The sequence below is a fragment of the Streptomyces sp. T12 genome (assembly GCF_028736035.1).
Taxonomy (GTDB): domain Bacteria; phylum Actinomycetota; class Actinomycetes; order Streptomycetales; family Streptomycetaceae; genus Streptomyces.
In genome coordinates this window covers 2,788,190-2,806,419 of the sequence record NZ_CP117866.1, presented here as the reverse complement: position 1 = coordinate 2,806,419, position 18,230 = coordinate 2,788,190, and the positions used below count along the sequence as shown (strand labels likewise).

Sequence of the window (18,230 nt, the reverse complement as noted above, 5' to 3'; positions counted from 1 at the left end):
GGTTGCGCGGCCGGTGGAGACGTGATGCCCCCAACAGGCTCCGGGGATACCCGAGTTCGGGACGAGGTTAGGCCCGTGATCGGTCAGAAACAGTCGCGCATGGGCAGAGCACGGTCGCACAGTGGTCGCATGTGGACGTCCGCGCAGGGCGGGCCGTGACTCCGCTCCTGGGCTGTCTTTTACTCCGCTCCGGGTTGTCCTTTTACTCGGCCGCTTACTCGGCTGTCCTTTTGCTCGGCCGCCGCCCGGATTACTCGGCCGCCGCCCGGATCGCCCCCTCGATCTCCGGAAACGCGAAGGTGAAGCCCGACTCCAGCAACCGCTTCGGCAGCACCCGTTGGCTGCCCAGCACGTCCCCGGCCATCTCCCCGAGCACGGTTCGCAGGACGGGCGCCGGGACCGCGAAGAGCGTCGGCCGGTGCAGCACCCGCCCCATGACCTCGGTGATCTCACGGTTCGTCAGCGGCCGCGGCGCGGTCACATTGAACGGCCCGGACAGGTCGTCCCGGTCGATGAGATGCCGGATCGCGGCCACCTCGTCGTGCAGCGAGACGAACGACCAGTACTGCCGCCCGTCCCCCATGCGCCCGCCGAGCCCGGCCTTGAACAGCGGGAACAGCCGTCCCCAGGCGCCGCCCTCGCGGGCCACCACCAGCCCCGTGCGCGGGAACACCGTCCGTACACCGGCCTCGCGCGCGGGGGCCGCGGCGCCCTCCCACTCCGTGACCAGCGAGGGCAGGAAGCCCTGGCCGGGCGGGGCACTCTCGTCGACCTCCCGCTCGCCGGTCTCGCCGTAATAGCCGATCGCGCTGCCGTTCACAAAGACCCGCGGCGGCTCGTCCAGCGACGCCATCGCCTCGGCCAGCGCCGCCGTGCCCAGGACCCGGCCGCTCCGGAGCTTCGCCTTGTACGACTCCGTCCAGCGGCGCGAACCCACGTTCGCCCCGGCCAGGTTGACCACCACGTCGCACCCGGCGAGCCCGGCCGCGTCCACGTACTTCGCCTCCGGATCCCAGCGCACCTCCTCCGCGGACCTGGGTGCGCGGCGTACCAGCCGCACCACCTCGTGCCCGTCCGCGACCAGGGACCGCACCAGGGCGCTGCCGATGAGGCCGGAGGAGCCGGCCACCGCAATTCTTGAAAGTTGCATGACTTCATCCTGCCTCTGACCACATAAAACCCCGGTCGGATTCCCGCGCTCCGGTCATAGGGTGGCGCTCATGCCCGAGCCGTACCAGTCGCCGTTCATACGCGCCGCCTTGCCCGACGACGAGGAGGAGCTGTCCGTCCTCGACCGTGCCACGTGGTCGTACCTGCACGAGGTCATGCCGAAACAGCAGCCGCCGTACCGGCCGTTCTTTGACGAGCGCCACGCCGCCGACGACTGCCTGGTCGCCGAGCTCGGCCGCCGCATCGTGGGCTACATCCGCCTGGGCTTCCCGACCCCGCTCGCCGCCAACGCGCACGTGCGGCAGATCCAGGGCCTCGCCGTCGCCGGTGAAGCCCGTGGCCGTGGTGTCGGCCGGGCGCTGGTCCGAGCGGCCCTCGAGGAGGCCCGCCGCAGAGGAGCCCGCCGCATCACGCTGCGCGTCCTCGGCCACAACACACCGGCCCGCAAGCTGTACGAGGCCGAGGGGTTCGTGGTGGAGGGGGTGCTGCCCGAGGAGTTCTTCCTGGGTGGGGAGTACGTGGACGACGTGATGATGGGGCGGAGTCTCTGACCGCGCCCGCTTGTCCTACGACCTGTCCTACGACTTGTCCTACGACGTGACGAGGTCCCCCGTGTCCACCGGTGCGGTGGCGTTCGCGGCGCGCTGCGCGTCGGAGGCGACCTCGGCCGCCGTCAGCACGTAGCCCGTCTCGTCGTCGGAGGTGGAGCGGGCGAAGACCACGCCGAACACCTTGCCGTCGGTGGTCAGCAGCGGGCCGCCGGAGTTGCCGGGGCGGACGGTGGAGCGGATCGAGTAGATCTCGCGGGTGACGGTCTCGTCGTTGTAGATGTTCTGGCCGGTCGCCCGCACCCGGTTCGCGACCGTCGCCGCCTGGAGGTTCAGGTCGCCGTCCTCCGGATAGCCCGCCACGACCGCCGAGTCGCCGCGCGTGGCGTCGTCGTCGAACCGCAGGACGGGGGCGCGCAGCTCGGGGACGTACAGCACGGCCACGTCCCGCTCCGGGTCGAAGAGCACCACCCGTGACTCGTACGACCGCCCGACGCCGCCGACGCGGACGCTGGGCTCGTCGATGCCGGCCACCACATGGGCGTTGGTCATCACGTGCTGCGGGGCGTAGACGAAGCCGCTGCCCTCGCGGCCCTGGGTGCCCGAGACGCCCTCGATCTTGAGCGTGCTGAGCTTGGCGGCGTTGGTCGCGGCAGGCGTGACGCTGTCGCCGGTGGGCCTTGCGACCTCGGCGGTCGACTCGTTCTCGAACGGGTTGAAGACCTGCGGGAAGCCTGCCTCGGTGAGTGCGGAGGTGGCCCGTGAGAACCAGGCGGGTGTCGTGTCCGGCATGGCACTTTGCACGGTCCCGAGCAGCCGGGAGTCCCGGATCGCCGAGGTGAGCATCGAGGAGGAGGACGCGGCGAGAACGCTTGCCGCCACCCAGGCCACGATCAGCACGGCCACCGAGTTGGCCACCGCGCCGCCGACGCCGTCGGCCACCCTCAGCGGCCCCCGGTCCAGCTCCCGGCGCAACCGCAGCGCCAGCCGGCCCGCCAGCTCGTGCACCACCGCGGCCGGGACCAGCACCGTGAGCACGGCGGTCACGGTCGCCTGCGTCGTACCCGGTGTGACCAGGCCCATCATCCACGGCAGGATCCATACGCCGATCACCGCACCGCCCACGAAGCCGGCCAGCGAGACGCATCCGGCGACCAGTCCACGCCGGTAGCCGGACGCCGCGTAGGCCAGGATCACCAGCAACAGCAGGATGTCGAGCAGGTCCACGGAGCCGCCTTTCTCTAGGACCCCTTAGTACGCGCGCGAGGCGCCTGTTGATCAGCACACGCACGCGTACTGATCGGAACCGGCCACCCTGCGTGCACCTGGAGAAACGCCCCGGACCAGGACGATGGTTCCACCGGGTGGCACACCACACATCGCGGGCGGACCGGATCCGTCGGACAGTAGGACCATGCGTGCCTTCCGACGGGCCACTCGACGGGTCTTCCGACGAACGCGGGGGAGACGAAGACCTCGTGCCGTACGAATACCGTGGGCTGCGCGGATGTGGGGGGTGGCGTGGGAGCGGGAGCAGGCCCGGGCCCAGGCCCAGGCCCAGGCCCAGGCCCAGGACCAGGCCCAGGCGGGGGCGTGGGCGCAGGCGGGGGCTGGGGATGCGCGTGGGTTGGGCGCGGGGTGGGAGGTAGGGGCTGCGCGTGGGTCGGGGGAGGGGGATGCGCGTAGGCCGGGACTAGGGCGGGTGCAGGGCGCGGTGTCTGGGCCGGGAGCAGGGCCTGTAGGCGACGCGGAGCTGGAGCCGGGAGTAGAGCCTGTAGAGGGCGCGGCGCTGGAGCCGGGCGTGGGGCGGGTTGGAGGCGCTGCGCGCGGGCCTGGTGCGGCGGGGCGTGAGCCCGGTGCGGGGCGTGAGGCGGGAGTGTGGAGGGCGGGGCGGGGCGCGGGAGCGTCGGGTTCCTGGGGCCGGGGGCAGGCCGGGTGGGGGGCGGATGCCGGGAGGACTGCCGATACCGGGAGGACTGTGGATGCCGGGAGGGTGTCGGCGGGCGGGGGAGCGGCGGATGTCCGAGAGACAACGCCGGATGCGGGAGCGTCGCTCGGTGCCTCGCGAATGTCGCCGGGCGGGCGAGATGCGCCAGGGGTGCGGGAAGCGCCGGGGGTGCGGGAAGCGCCGGCCGGGCGAGGGGAGCCCGTCGTACGAGAACAGTCGGCTGGGCGAGAGGTGTCGTCCGGGCGGGAACAGCTGGTCGAGTGGGAGCAGCTGGGTGGGCGGGAACGGGCGGCTGCGGAGGAACAACCGGCTGGGCGAGAGCGGTCGGTCGTGCGAGATGCGCCCGTCGTACGGGAGCAGCCAGCCGTGCGAGAGGTCTCGTCCGGGGAGGAACAGGCGGTTGAGTCGGAGCAGTCGACTGGGCGGGAACAGTTGGCTGGGCGAGAGCGGTCGGTCGTGCGAGAAGCGGCGGCCGGGCAGCAACAGCCAGCCGTGCGAGAAGAGCCTGCCGGGCGGGAACAATCGGCCGGGCGGGAGCCGCGAGCCGAGCGAGAAGCGCCGGCCGGGCGGGAACAGTCGGTCGGGTCGGAGCGGCGCGCTGGGCCGGTGCCACCACGTACCGCGCGGCAGGCCCGACACCGGCAGGGGCCTCGAAGCTTGCGGCAGGCCCGGGCCGGGCAGCGGTCCGGGGCCGGACTGCACTCCCAAGCCCAGCGGGACTCCCAAGCCCAGCGGGACTCCCGAGCCCAGCGGGACTCCCGAGCCCAGCGGGACTCCCGAGCCCAGCGTCGTCCCCGAGGCTGGCGGCAGCTCCGAGCCGGGCGGCCGTTCCGAGACCGGCTGCAGGCTCCTGCCGGACAGCACTCCCGAGCCGGGCTGGGGCCCTCGGTCGGGCAGAGATCCCGAATCCGGCTCTGGCCGTCGGCCGGGCAGCGGTCCCAAGACCGGCCGTGGCCGTGGGCCGGGCAGCGGTTTCGAGCCCGGCTGTGGCCCTCGGCCGGGCAGCGGTCCCGAATCCGGCTGTGGTCGTCGGCCGGGCAGCGGTCCCGAGCCTGGTTGTGGCTGCTCTCCGCCGGGCTGCAATCCCGGGCCACGGCGCAGTCCCCTGCCGGGCGGCCTGTACCGCCCCTCGTGCTCGTGCTGCTCGGCTGTCTCCCCGGCCTCGCCGCCGTTCTCGCGCTGGCGCTGTGTGCGGGTGGGGTCGAGCGGAGCGTCGCGGCGTCCGGGCGGCAGGTCGTCGCGCGCCCCGCCGCCGCGCACAAGGCGGCCCGGCCGCACATCGTGCCGAGATCGGTATGGCTGGACGACGACACCCGGCACGCCCAGCCGCCCCCGCGCTACGACGACAGGGTCATCGCCGTCTTCGTCCACCACACCGACTCGCCCAACGGCTACGACTGCGCCGACGCGCCCCGCATCATCCGCTACCTCTACGCGGGCCAGATCGGCTCCCGCGACTGGGACGACATCGGCTACAACTTCCTCGTCGACCGCTGCGGCACCATCTACGAGGGTCGTGCGGGCGGCGTCGACCGCCCTGTCACCGGCGCCCACACCCAGGGCTTCAACCACCGCACCACCGGCATCGCCGCCCTCGGCACCTTCACGGCCGGCGTCCCCGTGCCGAAGGAGATGACCGACGCGATCGCCGCGCTGGCTGCCTGGAAGCTGGGGCTGTCCGACACCGACCCGCGGGCGAGGGTCCGCCTGACCTCCAGCAACAGCCACAGCCGCTACGCCGCCGGCACCAGCACCACGTTCCCGGCCCTGGCCGGCCACAGGGACGGTTACATGACCAGTTGCCCGGGCGCGGCGCTCAGCGCCCTCCTCCCGGGGATCAGGGAGACGGCGGCCCGCCTGCAGGGCAGACACTGATCCGCGTGCTCCAGATCCACCGACCCATCAGCCCGCCGATCGCCGACCACCGACCCACCCCCTCACCGCCGCCCGAGATAAACCCCCAACGCCCGCTGCAGCACCCTGCCCTGGCTGCCCACCGGAAGTTCCCACTCGCCGAGGTACTCCACGGCCCGGCCGCCGGTGCCCGTCTTGAAGTGGAGGCGGCCGAGCAGGCGGTCGTCGGCGAGGGCGGGGGTGATGGAGCGCAGGTCGTACGTCTCGGCGCCCGCCGCTCGCGCGTCACACAGCATGCGCCACAACAACGCGCTGCTGGGCCGCAGTTGGCGCCCGCGGCGGCCGGACGCGGCGTAGGAGTGCCAGGCGCGGGAGCCGACGTTGATCATCAGGGCCGCGGAGAGCACCTCGTCGTCGTACTCGGCGAGGTAGAGGCGCAGCCGGTCGTCGTCCTCGGCGTTCAGGGCCTTCCACATGCGCCGGAAGTACTCCAAGGGGCGGGCCTTGAAGCCGTCGTGGGCGGCGGTCGCGGCGTACAGGCGGTGGAATTCGGGCAGGTCGGCCGCCGAGCCCCAGGAGACCCGAACGCCTGCCGACTCGGCCGTGCGCAGGGACTGTTCCCAGTGCGGGGCAAGGGCGCCGCGCAGATCGTCCACCGTGCGTCCCGCCAACGGGATCTCACAGCCGTAGCGCGGCTGGCCGAGACCGAATCCGCTGCCGTCGTCCTCCTCGCACCGCCGCCACCCGAGTCGCCGCAGCCGCTCCGCGGCGTCGAGCGCGTATCCGTCGATGCCGGCCGCGGGCAGCTCGTGCAGATGGCGTACGTCGGGGTCGGCGATGCCCGCCGCCACGGTGGCCGCGTCCCAGTGACGTACGACGAGGGGCGGGCCGATCCGCACCGAGAACGCCCCGATCCGCTTCAGATGGGCGACGAGCGGGTCCAGCCACCGCTCCAGGCGCGGCGTACGCCAGTCGATCCCGGGACCGTCGGGGAGGTAGGCGAGGTAGCGCCGGGTCCCGGGCAGCGGCCGGTACAGGACCAGTGCCGTCGCGACCAGCTCCCCGTCCTCGAACCAGCCGACGCTCTCCGGCAGCCAGTCGGGCTTCACATCGCCCCACTCGGGTATCTGCAGGTGGCTCGCGTCGGGATACCGCCGCAGATGGGCGAGGTGCTCCGCGCGCGGTATCTCCCGCACGAACAGGCTGGTCATGGGCAGGGTGCTCCTGGTCGGGGCGGCCACCCTAAGCCGGAGATCACACAACGGGTCAAGAGACGGGGCGTGAACCTTCCCGACCCGCCCGGTGACGTCGGTCACCAGGTGAAAACGCCTCACAGGTTTCTCGTAGCCGACTCAAGGATCGCCCCGAGACTGCCTCCCTATCGTCATGCACACGCACTGACCGGAGGTGGGGATCATGAGCAGCAGCAATAACAACAGCAACAACAGCAGCAACAACAGCCACAGGCGCGTGCGGGTCTGGACGGTGGTCTGCGCCGTCGCGACCGTCGTCCTCGGGCCCGCCGCCGTCACGGCGTCCGCGCTGGACCAGGCCAACAAGGCCCCGATGTACCACGCGGTGAAGGCCGAGCCGACGCAGGCCTACATCCCGTCGGACCCGAGCCGCCGACGGGCCATGGCCTGAGGCTCAGTCCTTGAACCGCTCCCACAGCCTGGGATACCGCTCCGCCAGCGCCCGTTCGTTCTCGAAGTCGACCGGTGCGCCTTCCGGTTCCGAGGGCGCGGGGGCGATGCCGAGGTCGGGGGCGACGGTGCCGGTGAGCTGTTCGTAGGCCTCGTCCGCGGCGTAGCCGAGTTCCTCGCCGTCGCCGTCGAACTCCTCGTCGAAGTCGCCCAGCAGGTCGGCGAGTGAGTCGGGCTCGTGTACACCGCCCTCGTACACCTCGCGGCCCTGGCCGATCAGCCAGCACCGGAAGAAGTCGAACGCGTCGTCGCTGGCCCCGTCCAGCAGGACCCAGGCGGCGCCCCACAGGTCCCAGTTGTACGCGCGGTTGTAGCGGGCCTCGAAGTGACGGGCGAAGTCCAGGACCATGTCCGGGTCCAGCTGCAGGAGCTTGTCGAGGAGCAGGTCGGCCTGCTCCTCGGGGTCGCCCTCGGCGGCCTCGCGGGTACCGTCGATCAGCTCCCAGAACTCCGTCTCGTCCATCACGGGTCAAGCATCGGCCCTGTGCGGGTGGGGCGCACGTGGAGTGCGACGGATTGTTATGGGCGGATCGACCGCGCAGAGGCGCCGTGCGGCATGCGGAGGGCGGAGGGCGGCGTGCGGAGGGCGGCCCGGCAGGTCTCGCGGGCGCACGGCTCATGACCGCTCATGACCGCTCATGACCGGTACAGTGCGGCCAGCCGTATCGCGTCGCTCGCGAACCGCTCCCGCAGTGCCTCCGGCGCGAGCACCTCGACCTCCGGGCCGAGCGATGCGAGCTGGCTGTGGGCGACCTCCTCGGATTCCACCGGGAGGGTCAGCGTCACCCACCCGTCCCCGTCCGGGGCACCCGCCGCCTCCAGCGCCTCCCGCGCGGCCTGCGGATCAACGGCGTACGGCAGTCCGCGCACCCCGCCCGGGGACACCCGCACCACGACCTCGGCACGCAGGATGGACCGCGCGAACTGCTCCGCCCGCTCCTCCCAGAAGCCCGGCAGATCGAACTCCTCGTCCCGCTCGAACCTCTCGAACCGCTCGTCACCTGCGTCCACTGCGGTGAACCGGTCGATGCGGTACACCCGGTACGACCCGTGCCCCGCGACCCGGGCGCACATGTACCAGACGCCTGCCTTCAGCACGAGCCCGTACGGCTCCAGCTCCCGCTCGACCTCGGCCTCCCCGCGCCGGTACCGAGCGACGATCCGCCGGTCGTCCCACACCGCGTCTGCGACGGCCGGCAGCAGCTCGGGGGTCTTCGGTTCCTTGAACCAGTTCGGGGCGTCGAGATGAAACCGCTGAGCGGCCGTACGGGAAGCGTCGCGCAGGGAGGGCATCAGGGCTGCCGACACCTTCAGCCGGGCGGCGGAGGCGGCGTCCTCCAGCCCCATCTCCCGCAGCGCCCCCGGCACCCCGGACAGGAACAACGCCTCGGCCTCGCTGCGCGCGAGCCCCGTCAGCCGGGTCCGATACCCCCCGATGAGCCGGTACCCCCCGGCCCGCCCCCGATCGGCGTACACCGGAACCCCCGCCTCCGACAACGCCTGCGCATCCCGCGTGACCGTCCGCTCGGACACCTCCAGCTCGCGCGCGAGCTCGGCGGCCGTCATGGCGGGCCGGGACTGAAGGAGCAGCACCATCTTGATGAGCCGAGCAGCACGCATACGGCCATCATGCCGGGGACCACTGACAACGAAGGGGTACGGCAGTCGCCGTACCCCTTCATCGCTCGTCGGCTCTTACAGGCCGTACTTCTCCCGCGCTTCCTTCACCGCCGTCGCCTTGACCTCGCCCCGCTTCGCGAGCTGGGCCAGGGCCGCGACGACGATCGACTGGGCGTCGACGCCGAAGTGGCGGCGGGCGGCCTCGCGGGTGTCGGAGAGGCCGAAGCCGTCGGCACCCAGCGAGGAGTAGTCCTGCTCGACCCACTGCGCGATCTGGTCGGGGACCTGGCGCATGTAGTCGGAGACCGCCAGCACCGGGCCCTCGGCGCCGTGCAGCGCCTGGCGGACGTACGGCACGCGCTCCTCGCCGCGGAGCAGGGCCGCGTCCGCCTCCAGGGCGTCCCGGCGCAGCTCGGTCCAGGACGTCGCCGACCAGACGTCGGCCGCCACGCCCCACTCCTCGGCGAGCAGCTTCTGCGCCTGCAGGACCCAGTGGATCGCGGTGCCGGAGCCCAGCAGCTGGATGCGCGGGGCGTTGGCCGTCGGGGACAGTGCCGCCGACTCCGCCGTGTTGAAGCGGTACAGGCCCTTGACGATGCCCTCGTCGATGCCGAGGCCCTGCGGCTTCGCGGGCTGCGGCAGCGGCTCGTTGTAGACGGTGAGGTAGTAGAAGACGTTCGGGTCCTCGCCCGGTGCCGCCTCGCCGTACATGCGGCGCAGGCCGTCCTTGACGATCGTGGCGACCTCGTACGCGAACGCCGGGTCGTACGTCAGTGCCGCGGGGTTCGTCGCCGCGATCACAGGCGAGTGACCGTCGGCGTGCTGCAGGCCCTCGCCCGTCAGCGTCGTGCGGCCGGCCGTGGCGCCGACCAGGAAGCCGCGGCCGAGCTGGTCGCCGAGCTGCCACATCTGGTCGGCCGTGCGCTGCCAGCCGAACATCGAGTAGAAGATGTAGAACGGGATCATCGCTTCGCCGTGCGTGGAGTACGCGGTGGACGCGGCGATGAAGTCGGCCATCGAACCGGCCTCGGTGATCCCCTCGTTGAGGATCTGGCCGTTCTTGGCCTCCTTGTAGTACATGAGCTGGTCGCGGTCGACGGGCTCGTACGTCTGTCCCTTGGGGGAGTAGATCCCGAGGGACGGGAAGAGGCTCTCCATGCCGAAGGTGCGCGCCTCGTCCGGCACGATCGGCACCCAGCGCTTGCCCGTCTCCTTGTCGCGGACCAGGTCCTTGATGAGGCGGACGAAGGCCATGGTGGTGGCCACGTTCTGGGAGCCGGAGCCCTTGTCGAAGGAGGCGAACGCCTTCTCGGCCGGGGCCGGCAGCGGGGCCACCGGGTGCACGCGGCGGGCCGGGGCCGGGCCGCCGAGGGCCGCGCGGCGCTCCTGGAGGTAGCGCACCTCGGGGGAGTCGGCGCCGGGGTGGCCGTAGGGGACGACCCCGTCGACGAAGTCGCTGTCCTTGATGGGCAGGTCGAGCAGGTCGCGCATCGCCTTGAACTCGTCCGCCGTCAGCTTCTTCATCTGGTGGTTGGCGTTCTTCGACGCGAAGCCCTCGCCGAGCGTGAAGCCCTTGACCGTCTGGGCCAGGATCACCGTCGGCGCGCCCTTGAACTCGACGGCGGCCTTGTAGGCGGCGTAGACCTTGCGCGCCTCGTGACCACCGCGGGAGAGGTGGAAGCACTCCAGGATCTTGTCGTCGCTCAGCAGCTTCGCCATCTCGACGAGCGCCGGGTCCTTGCCGAAGAAGTCCTGGCGGATATAGGCGGCGTCGCGGGTCTGGTACGTCTGCACCTGCGCGTCGGGTACCTCGCGCAGGCGGCGTACGAGCGCGCCGGTGGTGTCGAGCTGGAACAGCTCGTCCCAGGCCGTGCCCCACAGCGTCTTGACGACGTTCCAGCCGGCGCCGCGGAACTGGGCCTCCAGCTCCTGCACGATCTTGAAGTTCGCGCGGACCGGGCCGTCGAGGCGCTGCAGGTTGCAGTTGATGACGAAGGTCAGGTTGTCCAGGCCCTCGCGGGAGGCCAGGGCGAGTGCCGCCGTGGACTCCGGCTCGTCCATCTCGCCGTCGCCGAGGAAGGCCCAGACGTGGGACGCGGAGACGTCCTTGATGCCGCGGTTGGTCAGGTAGCGGTTGAAGCGCGCCTGGTAGATCGCGGAGAGCGGGCCGAGGCCCATCGACACCGTCGGGAACTCCCACAGCCAGGGCAGGCGGCGGGGGTGCGGGTACGACGGGAGGCCGCCCCCGCCCGACTCGCGGCGGAAGTTGTCGAGGTGGTCCTCGTTCAGCCGGCCGTCGAGGAAGGCGCGGGCGTAGATGCCGGGGGAGGCGTGGCCCTGGATGTACAGCTGGTCGCCGGAGCCGGGGGAATCCTGGGATTCCTTGCCCTTGAAGAAGTGGTTGAAGCCGGTCTCGTAGAGCCAGGCCGCGGAGGCGAAGGTGGCGATGTGGCCGCCGACGCCGTGTTTGCTGCCCCGGCTCACCATCGCGGCCGCGTTCCAGCGGTTCCACGCGGTGATCCGGGACTCCATCGCCTCGTCACCGGGCACGGACGGCTCGGCGGCGGTGGGGATGGTGTTGACGTAGTCGGTCTCGAGAAGCTTGGGCAGCGCGATGCCGGTGCCCTCGGCACGCTCCAGCGTGCGGCGCATCAGGTACGCCGCACGGTGCGGCCCGGCCGCCTTGGCGACCGCGTCCAGCGAGGCCTGCCATTCGGCCGTCTCCTCCGGGTCACGGTCCGGGAGCTGGTCGAGCGCGCTCGGCTGGATGGCGTTGGGGTCGGTCATGTCGCCGCCTTCCTCAGTCGAAGGGGGTTCCCTCAATCGGTAAGGGTTCGGGGGTGCCCTAGGTCTTTGGCAGGACAGGGCGGAGGGCCTCGGGTGCGGTGACACCCTGCGGCTCTGCCGCTTGGCCCGTCGGCGACTGTAACCCCCTGATCGATGATCGATCAAAGGGTGGAGGGCTAAAAAGTCTCGACATCGAGAAATTGGCATCCGGTGCCGGGGAAGCAGGCACGCGGTGCCGCGTTTTCGCTGCTCACCTGAGTTGCGAGCGGCTAGCTTGGGCGGCTTGGGCCGACGGCGTTCGGGGCGCGGACGGGGGCGTGGTCAACCTGTCGTTGCCTGAGCGGCCTTGCGGGCGCCCGCCCCGAAGGGGGCATTTGCCCGACCCGACCTGACCTGAACTGACCCGACCCGATCCGGCCCGAACCCGGCGCAGGCTACTCGCTCTCGTGCCGCGGCGCGCACCCCAGCACGTGGGCCTTCACGAGCTCGGCGATCCGGGGATCCCGGCGCTGGAACGCGGCCACCAGCGCCTCGTGCTCCTCCGCGTACGACTGCTGCACCGTGCCCAGCCACCGGATCGACAGGGCCGTGAACACCTCGATGCCGAGGCCCTCCCAGGTGTGCAGCAGCACCGAGTTGCCCGCCGCCCGCACCATCTCGCGGTGGAAGGCGACCGTGTGCCGCACCTGGGCCGTGCCGTCGGACGTGCGGTCGGCCTCGTACAGGGCGCTGACGTGCGGCTCCAGGGCGGAGCAGTCCTGCGCGAGGCGGTCGGCCGCGAGTTCCGCGGCGATGGCCTCCAGGCCGGCCCGGACCGGGTAGCTCTCCTCCAGGTCGGCGGCCGTCAGACTCCGCACCCGCACGCCCTTGTTCGGCGCCGACTCGATCAGTCGCAGCGACTCCAGCTCGCGCAGTGCCTCACGCACCGGTGTCTGGCTGACCTCCAGCTCGGTGGCGATACGCCGCTCCACGATCCGCTCGCCCGGCTGCCAGCGACCGCTGATGATCCCCTCCAGGATGTGCTCGCGGATCTGTTCGCGCAGCGAGTGGATGACGGGGGCGGTCATGAGGGCTCCTTAGGGCGCGTTGACGCTTAGACAATACGGCCGGTGCGCTCCGCTGGGAGGGCTGACGGGGGTGCTTTGTTGCAGGTGAGACGAGACTTACACGGCGTTGGGGTGGGGCCGGGCGCCTGGAGGCTCGGATTCTGAAAAGGCGGCGCCCCGCCCGGAGAAGTCCGGACGGGGCGCCGTCAGGCAGACGGACCAGCTGGCTTACAGGCCGAGCTCGACCTCGAACTCGCCCGCCTCCAGGATCGCCTTGACCGCCGTCAGGTAACGGGCCGCGTCGGCGCCGTCCACCAGGCGGTGGTCGTAGGACAGGGTCAGGTACGTCATGTCGCGGACGCCGATGACCGTGCCCTCCTCCGTCTCGATGACGGCGGGGCGCTTGACCGTGGCGCCGATGCCGAGGATCGCGACCTGGCCCGGCGGCACGATGATCGTGTCGAAGAGCGCACCGCGCGAACCGGTGTTGGAGATGGTGAAGGTCGCGCCGGACAGCTCGTCCGGGGTGATCTTGTTGGCGCGGACCTTGCCGGCCAGCTCCGCCGTGGCCTTGGCGATGCCCGCGATGTTCAGGTCGCCGGCGTGCTTGATGACCGGGGTCATCAGGCCCTTCTCGGAGTCCACCGCGATACCGATGTTCTCGGTGTCGAAGTAGGTGATCGTGCCCTCGGCCTCGTTGATCTTGGCGTTGATGGGCGCGTGCGCCTTCAGCGCCTGGGCCGCGGCCTTGACGAAGAACGGCATCGGGGAGAGCTTGACGCCTTCGCGGGCGGCGAAGGAGTCCTTCGCCCGGGCGCGCAGCTTCATCAGGCGCGTGACGTCGACCTCGACGACCGACGACAGCTGGGCCTGCTCGTGCAGCGCCTTGACCATGTTGTCGCCGATGACCTTGCGGATGCGGGGCATCTTGACGGTCTGGCCACGGAGGGGGGAGGCCTCCAGGCTCGGGGCCTTCTTCGCAGCGGCGGCCGGGGCGGCTGCGGCCGGAGCCGGAGCAGCGGCGGCGGCCTTCGCGGCCTCGGCGGCGGCGATGACGTCCTGCTTGCGGATACGGCCGCCGACGCCGGTGCCCTTGACGGTGGCCAGGTCGACGCCGTTCTCGGCGGCGAGCTTGCGCACCAGCGGGGTGACGTAGGCGCCCTCGTCGGTCGCCTGGGCGGCGGCCGGAGCGGCCGGAGCCGGGGTGACCGGAGCCGGAGCGGCCGGAGCGGGGGCCGGGGCCGCGGGGGCGACCGGAGCCGGGGCGGCAGCGGCGGGCGCGGCCGGAGCGGCAGGGGCGGGCGCCGGAGCGGCCGGAGCCGCGGGCGCGGCCGGGGCAGCCGGGGCCGGAGCGGCCGCCGGAGCGGCACCCGCGACGCCGATGACGGCCAGCTTGGCGCCGACCTCGGCCGTCTCGTCCTCGCCGACCACGATCTCCAGCAGCGTGCCGGAGGTGGGGGCGGGGATCTCGGTGTCGACCTTGTCGGTGGAGACCTCGAGCAGCGGCTCGTCGGCCTCGACGCTGTCGCCGACCGACTTCAGCCAGCGGGTGACGGTGCCCTCGGTGACGGACTCGCCGAGCGCGGGCAGGACGACGTCCGTGCCCTCGGCGGAGCCGGCACCGGCGGCGGCCTCGGCGGTGGGGGCCGGGGCAGGAGCGGCCTGCTCGGTGGACGGCTGGGCGGCCGGGGCGGGCTCGGCGGCCGGAGCCGGAGCCTCGGCGGCAGCCGGGGCCGGGGCGGCGGCGGGCGCGCCCGTGCCGTCGTCGATCACGGCCAGCTCGGCGCCGACCTCGACCGTCTCGTCCTCGGCGACCTTGATGGACGCCAGGACGCCGGCGGCGGGGGAGGGGATCTCGGTGTCGACCTTGTCGGTCGAGACCTCGAGCAGCGGCTCGTCGGCCTCTACACGCTCACCCTCGGCCTTCAGCCAGCGGGTGACAGTGCCCTCGGTGACGCTCTCGCCGAGCGCCGGAAGGGTTACGGAAACCGCCATGGTTTCGGTTGCTCCTTACGAATTGCGGAAGTCTGTGTCGTCGCTAAGACGCGGAGTCGCTTCGTCGACCGAGGGATCAGTCGTGCGCGTGCAGCGGCTTGCCCGCGAGGGCCAGGTGCGCCTCGCCGAGCGCCTCGTTCTGCGTCGGGTGGGCGTGGATGAGCTGGGCGACCTCGGCCGGCAGCGCCTCCCAGTTGTAGATCAGCTGGGCCTCGCCGACCTGCTCGCCCATGCGGTCGCCGACCATGTGGACGCCGACCACGGCACCGTCCTTGACCTGGACGAGCTTGATCTCACCCGCGGTGTTCAGGATCTTGCTCTTGCCGTTGCCCGCCAGGTTGTACTTCAGAGCGACGACCTTGTCCGCGCCGTAGATCTCCTTGGCCTTGGCCTCGGTGATACCGACGGAGGCGACCTCCGGGTGGCAGTACGTCACCCGCGGGACACCGTCGTAGTCGATCGGAACGGTCTTCAGACCGGCCAGACGCTCCGCAACCAGGATGCCCTCGGCGAAGCCGACGTGCGCGAGCTGGAGCGTGGGGACCAGGTCACCGACGGCGGAGATGGTCGGGACGTTGGTGCGCATGTACTCGTCGACGAGGACGTAGCCGCGGTCCATGGCGACGCCCTGCTCCTCGTAGCCGAGACCGGCGGAGACGGGGCCGCGGCCGACGGCGACGAGGAGGACCTCGGCCTCGAACTCCTTGCCGTCGGCGAGGGTGACCTTGACACCGTCGGCCGTGTACTCGGCCTTGGAGAAGAAGGTGCCCAGGTTGAACTTGATGCCGCGCTTGCGGAACGCGCGCTCAAGAAGCTTCGAGGAGTTCTCGTCCTCGACCGGGACGAGGTGCTTCAGGCCCTCGATGACGGTGACGTCCGAGCCGAAGGACTTCCACGCGGAGGCGAACTCGACGCCGATGACGCCGCCGCCCAGGATGATCGCGGACTTCGGCACGCGGTCCAGGACGAGGGCGTGGTCCGAGGAGATGATGCGGTTGCCGTCGATCTCCAGGCCCGGCAGCGACTTCGGTACGGAGCCGGTCGCCAGCAGGACGTGGCGGCCCTGGATGCGCTGGCCGTTGACGTCGACGGAGGTGGGGGAGGAGAGACGACCCTCGCCCTCGATGTACGTCACCTTGCGGGAGGCGACGAGCCCCTGCAGACCCTTGTACAGGCCGGCGATCACGCCGTCCTTGTACTTGTGGACCCCGGCGATGTCGATGCCCTCGAAGGTGGCCTTCACACCGAACTGCGCGCTCTCGCGGGCCTGGTCGGCGATCTCGCCCGCGTGCAGCAGGGCCTTGGTGGGGATGCAACCCCGGTGCAGGCAGGTGCCGCCGACCTTGTCCTTCTCGATCAGGGCGACGTCCAGGCCCAGCTGCGCCCCGCGCAGGGCCGCGGCGTAACCGCCACTACCACCGCCGAGGATCACTAGGTCGAAAACGGTGCTGGCGTCGTTCGCCACGTCACGTCCTCCATGCATGTGCGCCGTACGCCGGTCTTCGATGACCGGCAGGCGGCTGGTGTCCGGCCGCTCTTTCTTCGGCCCTGGGGTGGGGCCCTGTCCTGCCGAGCCCCATCTTCGCACTTGTCCACACCGAACGAGACGCCGGGCCGGTGTGTGAGACGTCCCACGTTCAGTCGAGCGGACACGGAAGAGGGGGCTCCGCCCTACCCGCGCGCGGAGCCCCCTCATTCAGAACAACTTCAGCCCAGGTCGCCGGCCGCCGTCAGCTCGGCCAGCCGAACCAGCGTCCGCACCGCGCTACCGGTACCACCCTTCGGTGTGTAGCCGAAGGGCCCGCCCTCGTTGAACGCGGGACCGGCGATGTCGACGTGCCCCCACGTGATGCCCTCGCCCACGAACTCACGCAGGAAGAGACCGGCGACCAGGCCCCCACCCATGCGCTCACCCATGTTGGCGATGTCGGCGGTCGGCGAGTCCATCCCCTTGCGCAGGTGCTCCGGCAGCGGCATCGGCCAGGACTCCTCGCCGACCTCCTCGGCCGCCTCCACGATCGCGGAGCGGAACGCGTCGTCGTTGGCCATGACACCGAACGTCCGGTTGCCCAGCGCCAGCACCATCGCCCCGGTCAGCGTCGCGACGTCCACGATCGCGTCCGGCTTCTCCTGCGACGCCGCCCACAGCGCGTCCGCGAGCACCAGCCGGCCCTCGGCGTCCGTGTTGAGCACCTCCACCGTCTTGCCGCTGTACATGCGCAGCACGTCACCCGGGCGCACGGCGGAGCCCGACGGCATGTTCTCGGCGAGCGCCAGCCACCCGGTGATGTTCACCTCGAGACCGAGGCGCGCGGCGGCGACGACGGCGGCGAACACGGCGGCCGCACCGCTCATGTCGCACTTCATCGTCTCGTTGTGCCCGGCCGGCTTCAGCGAGATGCCGCCCGAGTCGTAGGTGATGCCCTTGCCGACGAAGGCGAGGTGCTTGGCCGACTTGGAGCTCGTGTACGTCAGCTTCACCAGCCGCGGGCCGGCCGCCGACCCGGAGCCGACGCCCAGGATGCCGCCGTAGCCGCCCTTGGCCAGCGCCTTCTCGTCGAGCACCTGCACCTTGATGCCGTGCTCCTTGGCCGCCGCCGAGGCGATCGCGGCGAAGGACTCGGGGGTGAGGTCGTTCGGCGGGGTGTTGATCAGGTCGCGGGCGCGGTTGAGCTCCTCGGAGACGGCGGTGGCGCGCTCGATCGCCGCCTTGTGCTCCTTGTCGCGCGGCTTGCCGCCGAGCAGCGCGGCCTCGGCGAGGGGCGCCTTGCCGTTCTTCTTCTTGTCCTGAACGTTGTTGTCGTTGCCCTTGTAGGCGTCGAAGGCGTACGCCCCGAGCAGCACGCCCTCGGCGACGGCGCCGACGTCACCGGCGTCGCCCAGCGGCAGCGCGAACGCGGCCTTCTTGGAGCCGGCGAGGGCGCGGGCGGCGACACCGGCGGCCTTGCGCAGGGCCTCGCCGTCGTAGGCCCCGTCCTTGGGGTCCTCGGGCTCGGCACCCAGGCCCACTGCCACCACGAGCGGGGCCTTGAAGCCGGCGGGTGCGGGGAGCTTCGTCACCTCGCCCTCGGCGCCCGAGGCACCGAGGGTCTCCAGGACGCCGGCGAGCTTGCCGTCGTACGCCTTGTCCACAGCCTCTGCGCCCGGTGCGACAACCGGGCTCTTGGCGCCCTTGGCGACACCGATCACGATCGCGTCGGCCCGCAGGCCGGGCGCCGCGGCGGTGCTGAGAGTGAGAGCAGTCACGGTGGTGAAATCTCGCTTCCGATGTGAAGTTTGCGATGGCCGAATGGTGTGGGTCGACCGGGCCCGACGGCCGACCCTAGTTCCGACCTACGGGTGCGGTAGCAGCGGGGCCTTCCCCGGTACGGCGAACACTCGGGACGAGCCTACGCTCGTGTGAGCGTTCGCTCATTCCTACGGGCGTTCACCTGTCGGTGGCGTCGTCGCCATTTCTTGATCCTCGATCTTGGTGAGCTGAGTCACACTCGTCTGGTTCCGGTGAGCCATCAGCTTGCCGCTTTGCATGATTTCCACGGATCCTCCGCCGATTCATCGC

14 protein-coding genes are annotated in these 18,230 nt (G+C 71.4%); 3 read left to right on the top strand and 11 right to left on the bottom strand.

Translation table 11 applies throughout. The annotated features are described in order from the left end of the window. Positions 1–250: 250 nt before the first annotated feature. Complete coding sequence (locus PBV52_RS12470; protein ID WP_274238401.1) at positions 251–1,150, bottom strand: TIGR01777 family oxidoreductase; 900 nt, start codon at positions 1,148–1,150, stop codon at positions 251–253. Between the two features lie 70 nt (positions 1,151–1,220). Between PBV52_RS12470 and PBV52_RS12465 the strand changes: the two genes are divergently transcribed. Then, on the top strand, positions 1,221–1,721 hold the full coding sequence (locus tag PBV52_RS12465; RefSeq protein WP_274238400.1) for a GNAT family N-acetyltransferase: 501 nt from the start codon (positions 1,221–1,223) through the stop codon (positions 1,719–1,721). Between the two features lie 39 nt (positions 1,722–1,760). Here the strand turns inward: PBV52_RS12465 and PBV52_RS12460 are convergent, their stop codons facing one another. Both PBV52_RS12460 and PBV52_RS12455 read right to left on the bottom strand, forming a co-directional pair. Continuing rightward, positions 1,761–2,945, bottom strand: a complete 1,185-nt coding sequence (locus PBV52_RS12460) for a MarP family serine protease (RefSeq protein WP_274238399.1) — start codon at positions 2,943–2,945, stop codon at positions 1,761–1,763. Positions 2,946–3,411: 466 nt separating this feature from the next. Continuing rightward, complete coding sequence (locus PBV52_RS12455) at positions 3,412–4,374, bottom strand: hypothetical protein (RefSeq protein WP_274238398.1); 963 nt, start codon at positions 4,372–4,374, stop codon at positions 3,412–3,414. A 429-nt stretch (positions 4,375–4,803) separates the two neighbouring features. Between PBV52_RS12455 and PBV52_RS12450 the strand changes: the two genes are divergently transcribed. Next, positions 4,804–5,541 carry a peptidoglycan recognition protein gene (locus PBV52_RS12450; RefSeq protein WP_274249366.1) on the top strand — a complete coding sequence of 246 codons (738 nt, stop codon included), beginning with the start codon at positions 4,804–4,806 and terminating at the stop codon, positions 5,539–5,541. Between the two features lie 62 nt (positions 5,542–5,603). Here PBV52_RS12450 and PBV52_RS12445 read toward each other — a convergent pair whose 3' ends face one another. Further along, positions 5,604–6,731, bottom strand: a complete 1,128-nt coding sequence (locus PBV52_RS12445; protein ID WP_274238397.1) for a peptidoglycan bridge formation glycyltransferase FemA/FemB family protein — start codon at positions 6,729–6,731, stop codon at positions 5,604–5,606. 205 nt (positions 6,732–6,936) lie between these two features. On the opposite strand from PBV52_RS12445, the gene PBV52_RS12440 reads away from it, so the two are divergent. Then, a complete protein-coding gene (locus tag PBV52_RS12440; protein WP_274238396.1) occupies positions 6,937–7,164 on the top strand; it encodes a hypothetical protein in 228 nt (75 codons plus the stop codon). A gap of 3 nt (positions 7,165–7,167) precedes the next feature. On the opposite strand, the gene PBV52_RS12435 is transcribed toward PBV52_RS12440, so the two are convergent. From PBV52_RS12435 to PBV52_RS12405, 7 genes are all read right to left on the bottom strand, one after another. After that, the gene (locus PBV52_RS12435; RefSeq protein WP_274249365.1) at positions 7,168–7,686 is read right to left on the bottom strand and encodes a DUF4240 domain-containing protein; all 519 of its coding nucleotides are present in this window, start codon (positions 7,684–7,686) and stop codon (positions 7,168–7,170) included. 173 nt (positions 7,687–7,859) lie between these two features. Further along, positions 7,860–8,843: a YafY family protein gene (locus tag PBV52_RS12430; RefSeq protein WP_274238395.1), complete on the bottom strand. Its 984-nt coding sequence runs from the start codon at positions 8,841–8,843 to the stop codon at positions 7,860–7,862. A 75-nt stretch (positions 8,844–8,918) separates the two neighbouring features. After that, positions 8,919–11,630: a pyruvate dehydrogenase (acetyl-transferring), homodimeric type gene (aceE, locus tag PBV52_RS12425; protein WP_274238394.1), complete on the bottom strand. Its 2,712-nt coding sequence runs from the start codon at positions 11,628–11,630 to the stop codon at positions 8,919–8,921. Positions 11,631–12,064: 434 nt separating this feature from the next. After that, on the bottom strand, positions 12,065–12,697 hold the full coding sequence (locus PBV52_RS12420; RefSeq protein ID WP_274238393.1) for a GntR family transcriptional regulator: 633 nt from the start codon (positions 12,695–12,697) through the stop codon (positions 12,065–12,067). 207 nt (positions 12,698–12,904) lie between these two features. Next, positions 12,905–14,671, bottom strand: a complete 1,767-nt coding sequence (gene sucB / locus PBV52_RS12415; protein ID WP_274238392.1) for a 2-oxoglutarate dehydrogenase, E2 component, dihydrolipoamide succinyltransferase — start codon at positions 14,669–14,671, stop codon at positions 12,905–12,907. Between the two features lie 76 nt (positions 14,672–14,747). Next, the gene (lpdA, locus tag PBV52_RS12410; protein ID WP_274238391.1) at positions 14,748–16,136 is read right to left on the bottom strand and encodes a dihydrolipoyl dehydrogenase; all 1,389 of its coding nucleotides are present in this window, start codon (positions 16,134–16,136) and stop codon (positions 14,748–14,750) included. A 242-nt stretch (positions 16,137–16,378) separates the two neighbouring features. Beyond that, the gene (locus PBV52_RS12405; RefSeq protein WP_274238390.1) at positions 16,379–17,917 is read right to left on the bottom strand and encodes a leucyl aminopeptidase; all 1,539 of its coding nucleotides are present in this window, start codon (positions 17,915–17,917) and stop codon (positions 16,379–16,381) included. Between the last annotated feature and the right edge of the window lie 313 nt (positions 17,918–18,230).

Bases quoted from the DNA above. Each gene is read 5' to 3' on its own strand.
- PBV52_RS12470 (WP_274238401.1), bottom strand. From the start codon at position 1,150: ATGCAACTTTCAAGAATTGCGGTGGCCGGCTCCTCCGGCCTCATCGGC.
- PBV52_RS12465 (WP_274238400.1), top strand. From the start codon at position 1,221: ATGCCCGAGCCGTACCAGTCGCCGTTCATACGCGCCGCCTTGCCCGAC.
- PBV52_RS12445 (WP_274238397.1), bottom strand. From the start codon at position 6,731: ATGACCAGCCTGTTCGTGCGGGAGATACCGCGCGCGGAGCACCTCGCC.
- PBV52_RS12440 (WP_274238396.1), top strand. From the start codon at position 6,937: ATGAGCAGCAGCAATAACAACAGCAACAACAGCAGCAACAACAGCCAC.
- PBV52_RS12435 (WP_274249365.1), bottom strand. From the start codon at position 7,686: ATGGACGAGACGGAGTTCTGGGAGCTGATCGACGGTACCCGCGAGGCC.
- PBV52_RS12430 (WP_274238395.1), bottom strand. From the start codon at position 8,843: ATGCGTGCTGCTCGGCTCATCAAGATGGTGCTGCTCCTTCAGTCCCGG.
- aceE (WP_274238394.1), bottom strand. From the start codon at position 11,630: ATGACCGACCCCAACGCCATCCAGCCGAGCGCGCTCGACCAGCTCCCG.
- PBV52_RS12420 (WP_274238393.1), bottom strand. From the start codon at position 12,697: ATGACCGCCCCCGTCATCCACTCGCTGCGCGAACAGATCCGCGAGCAC.
- sucB (WP_274238392.1), bottom strand. From the start codon at position 14,671: ATGGCGGTTTCCGTAACCCTTCCGGCGCTCGGCGAGAGCGTCACCGAG.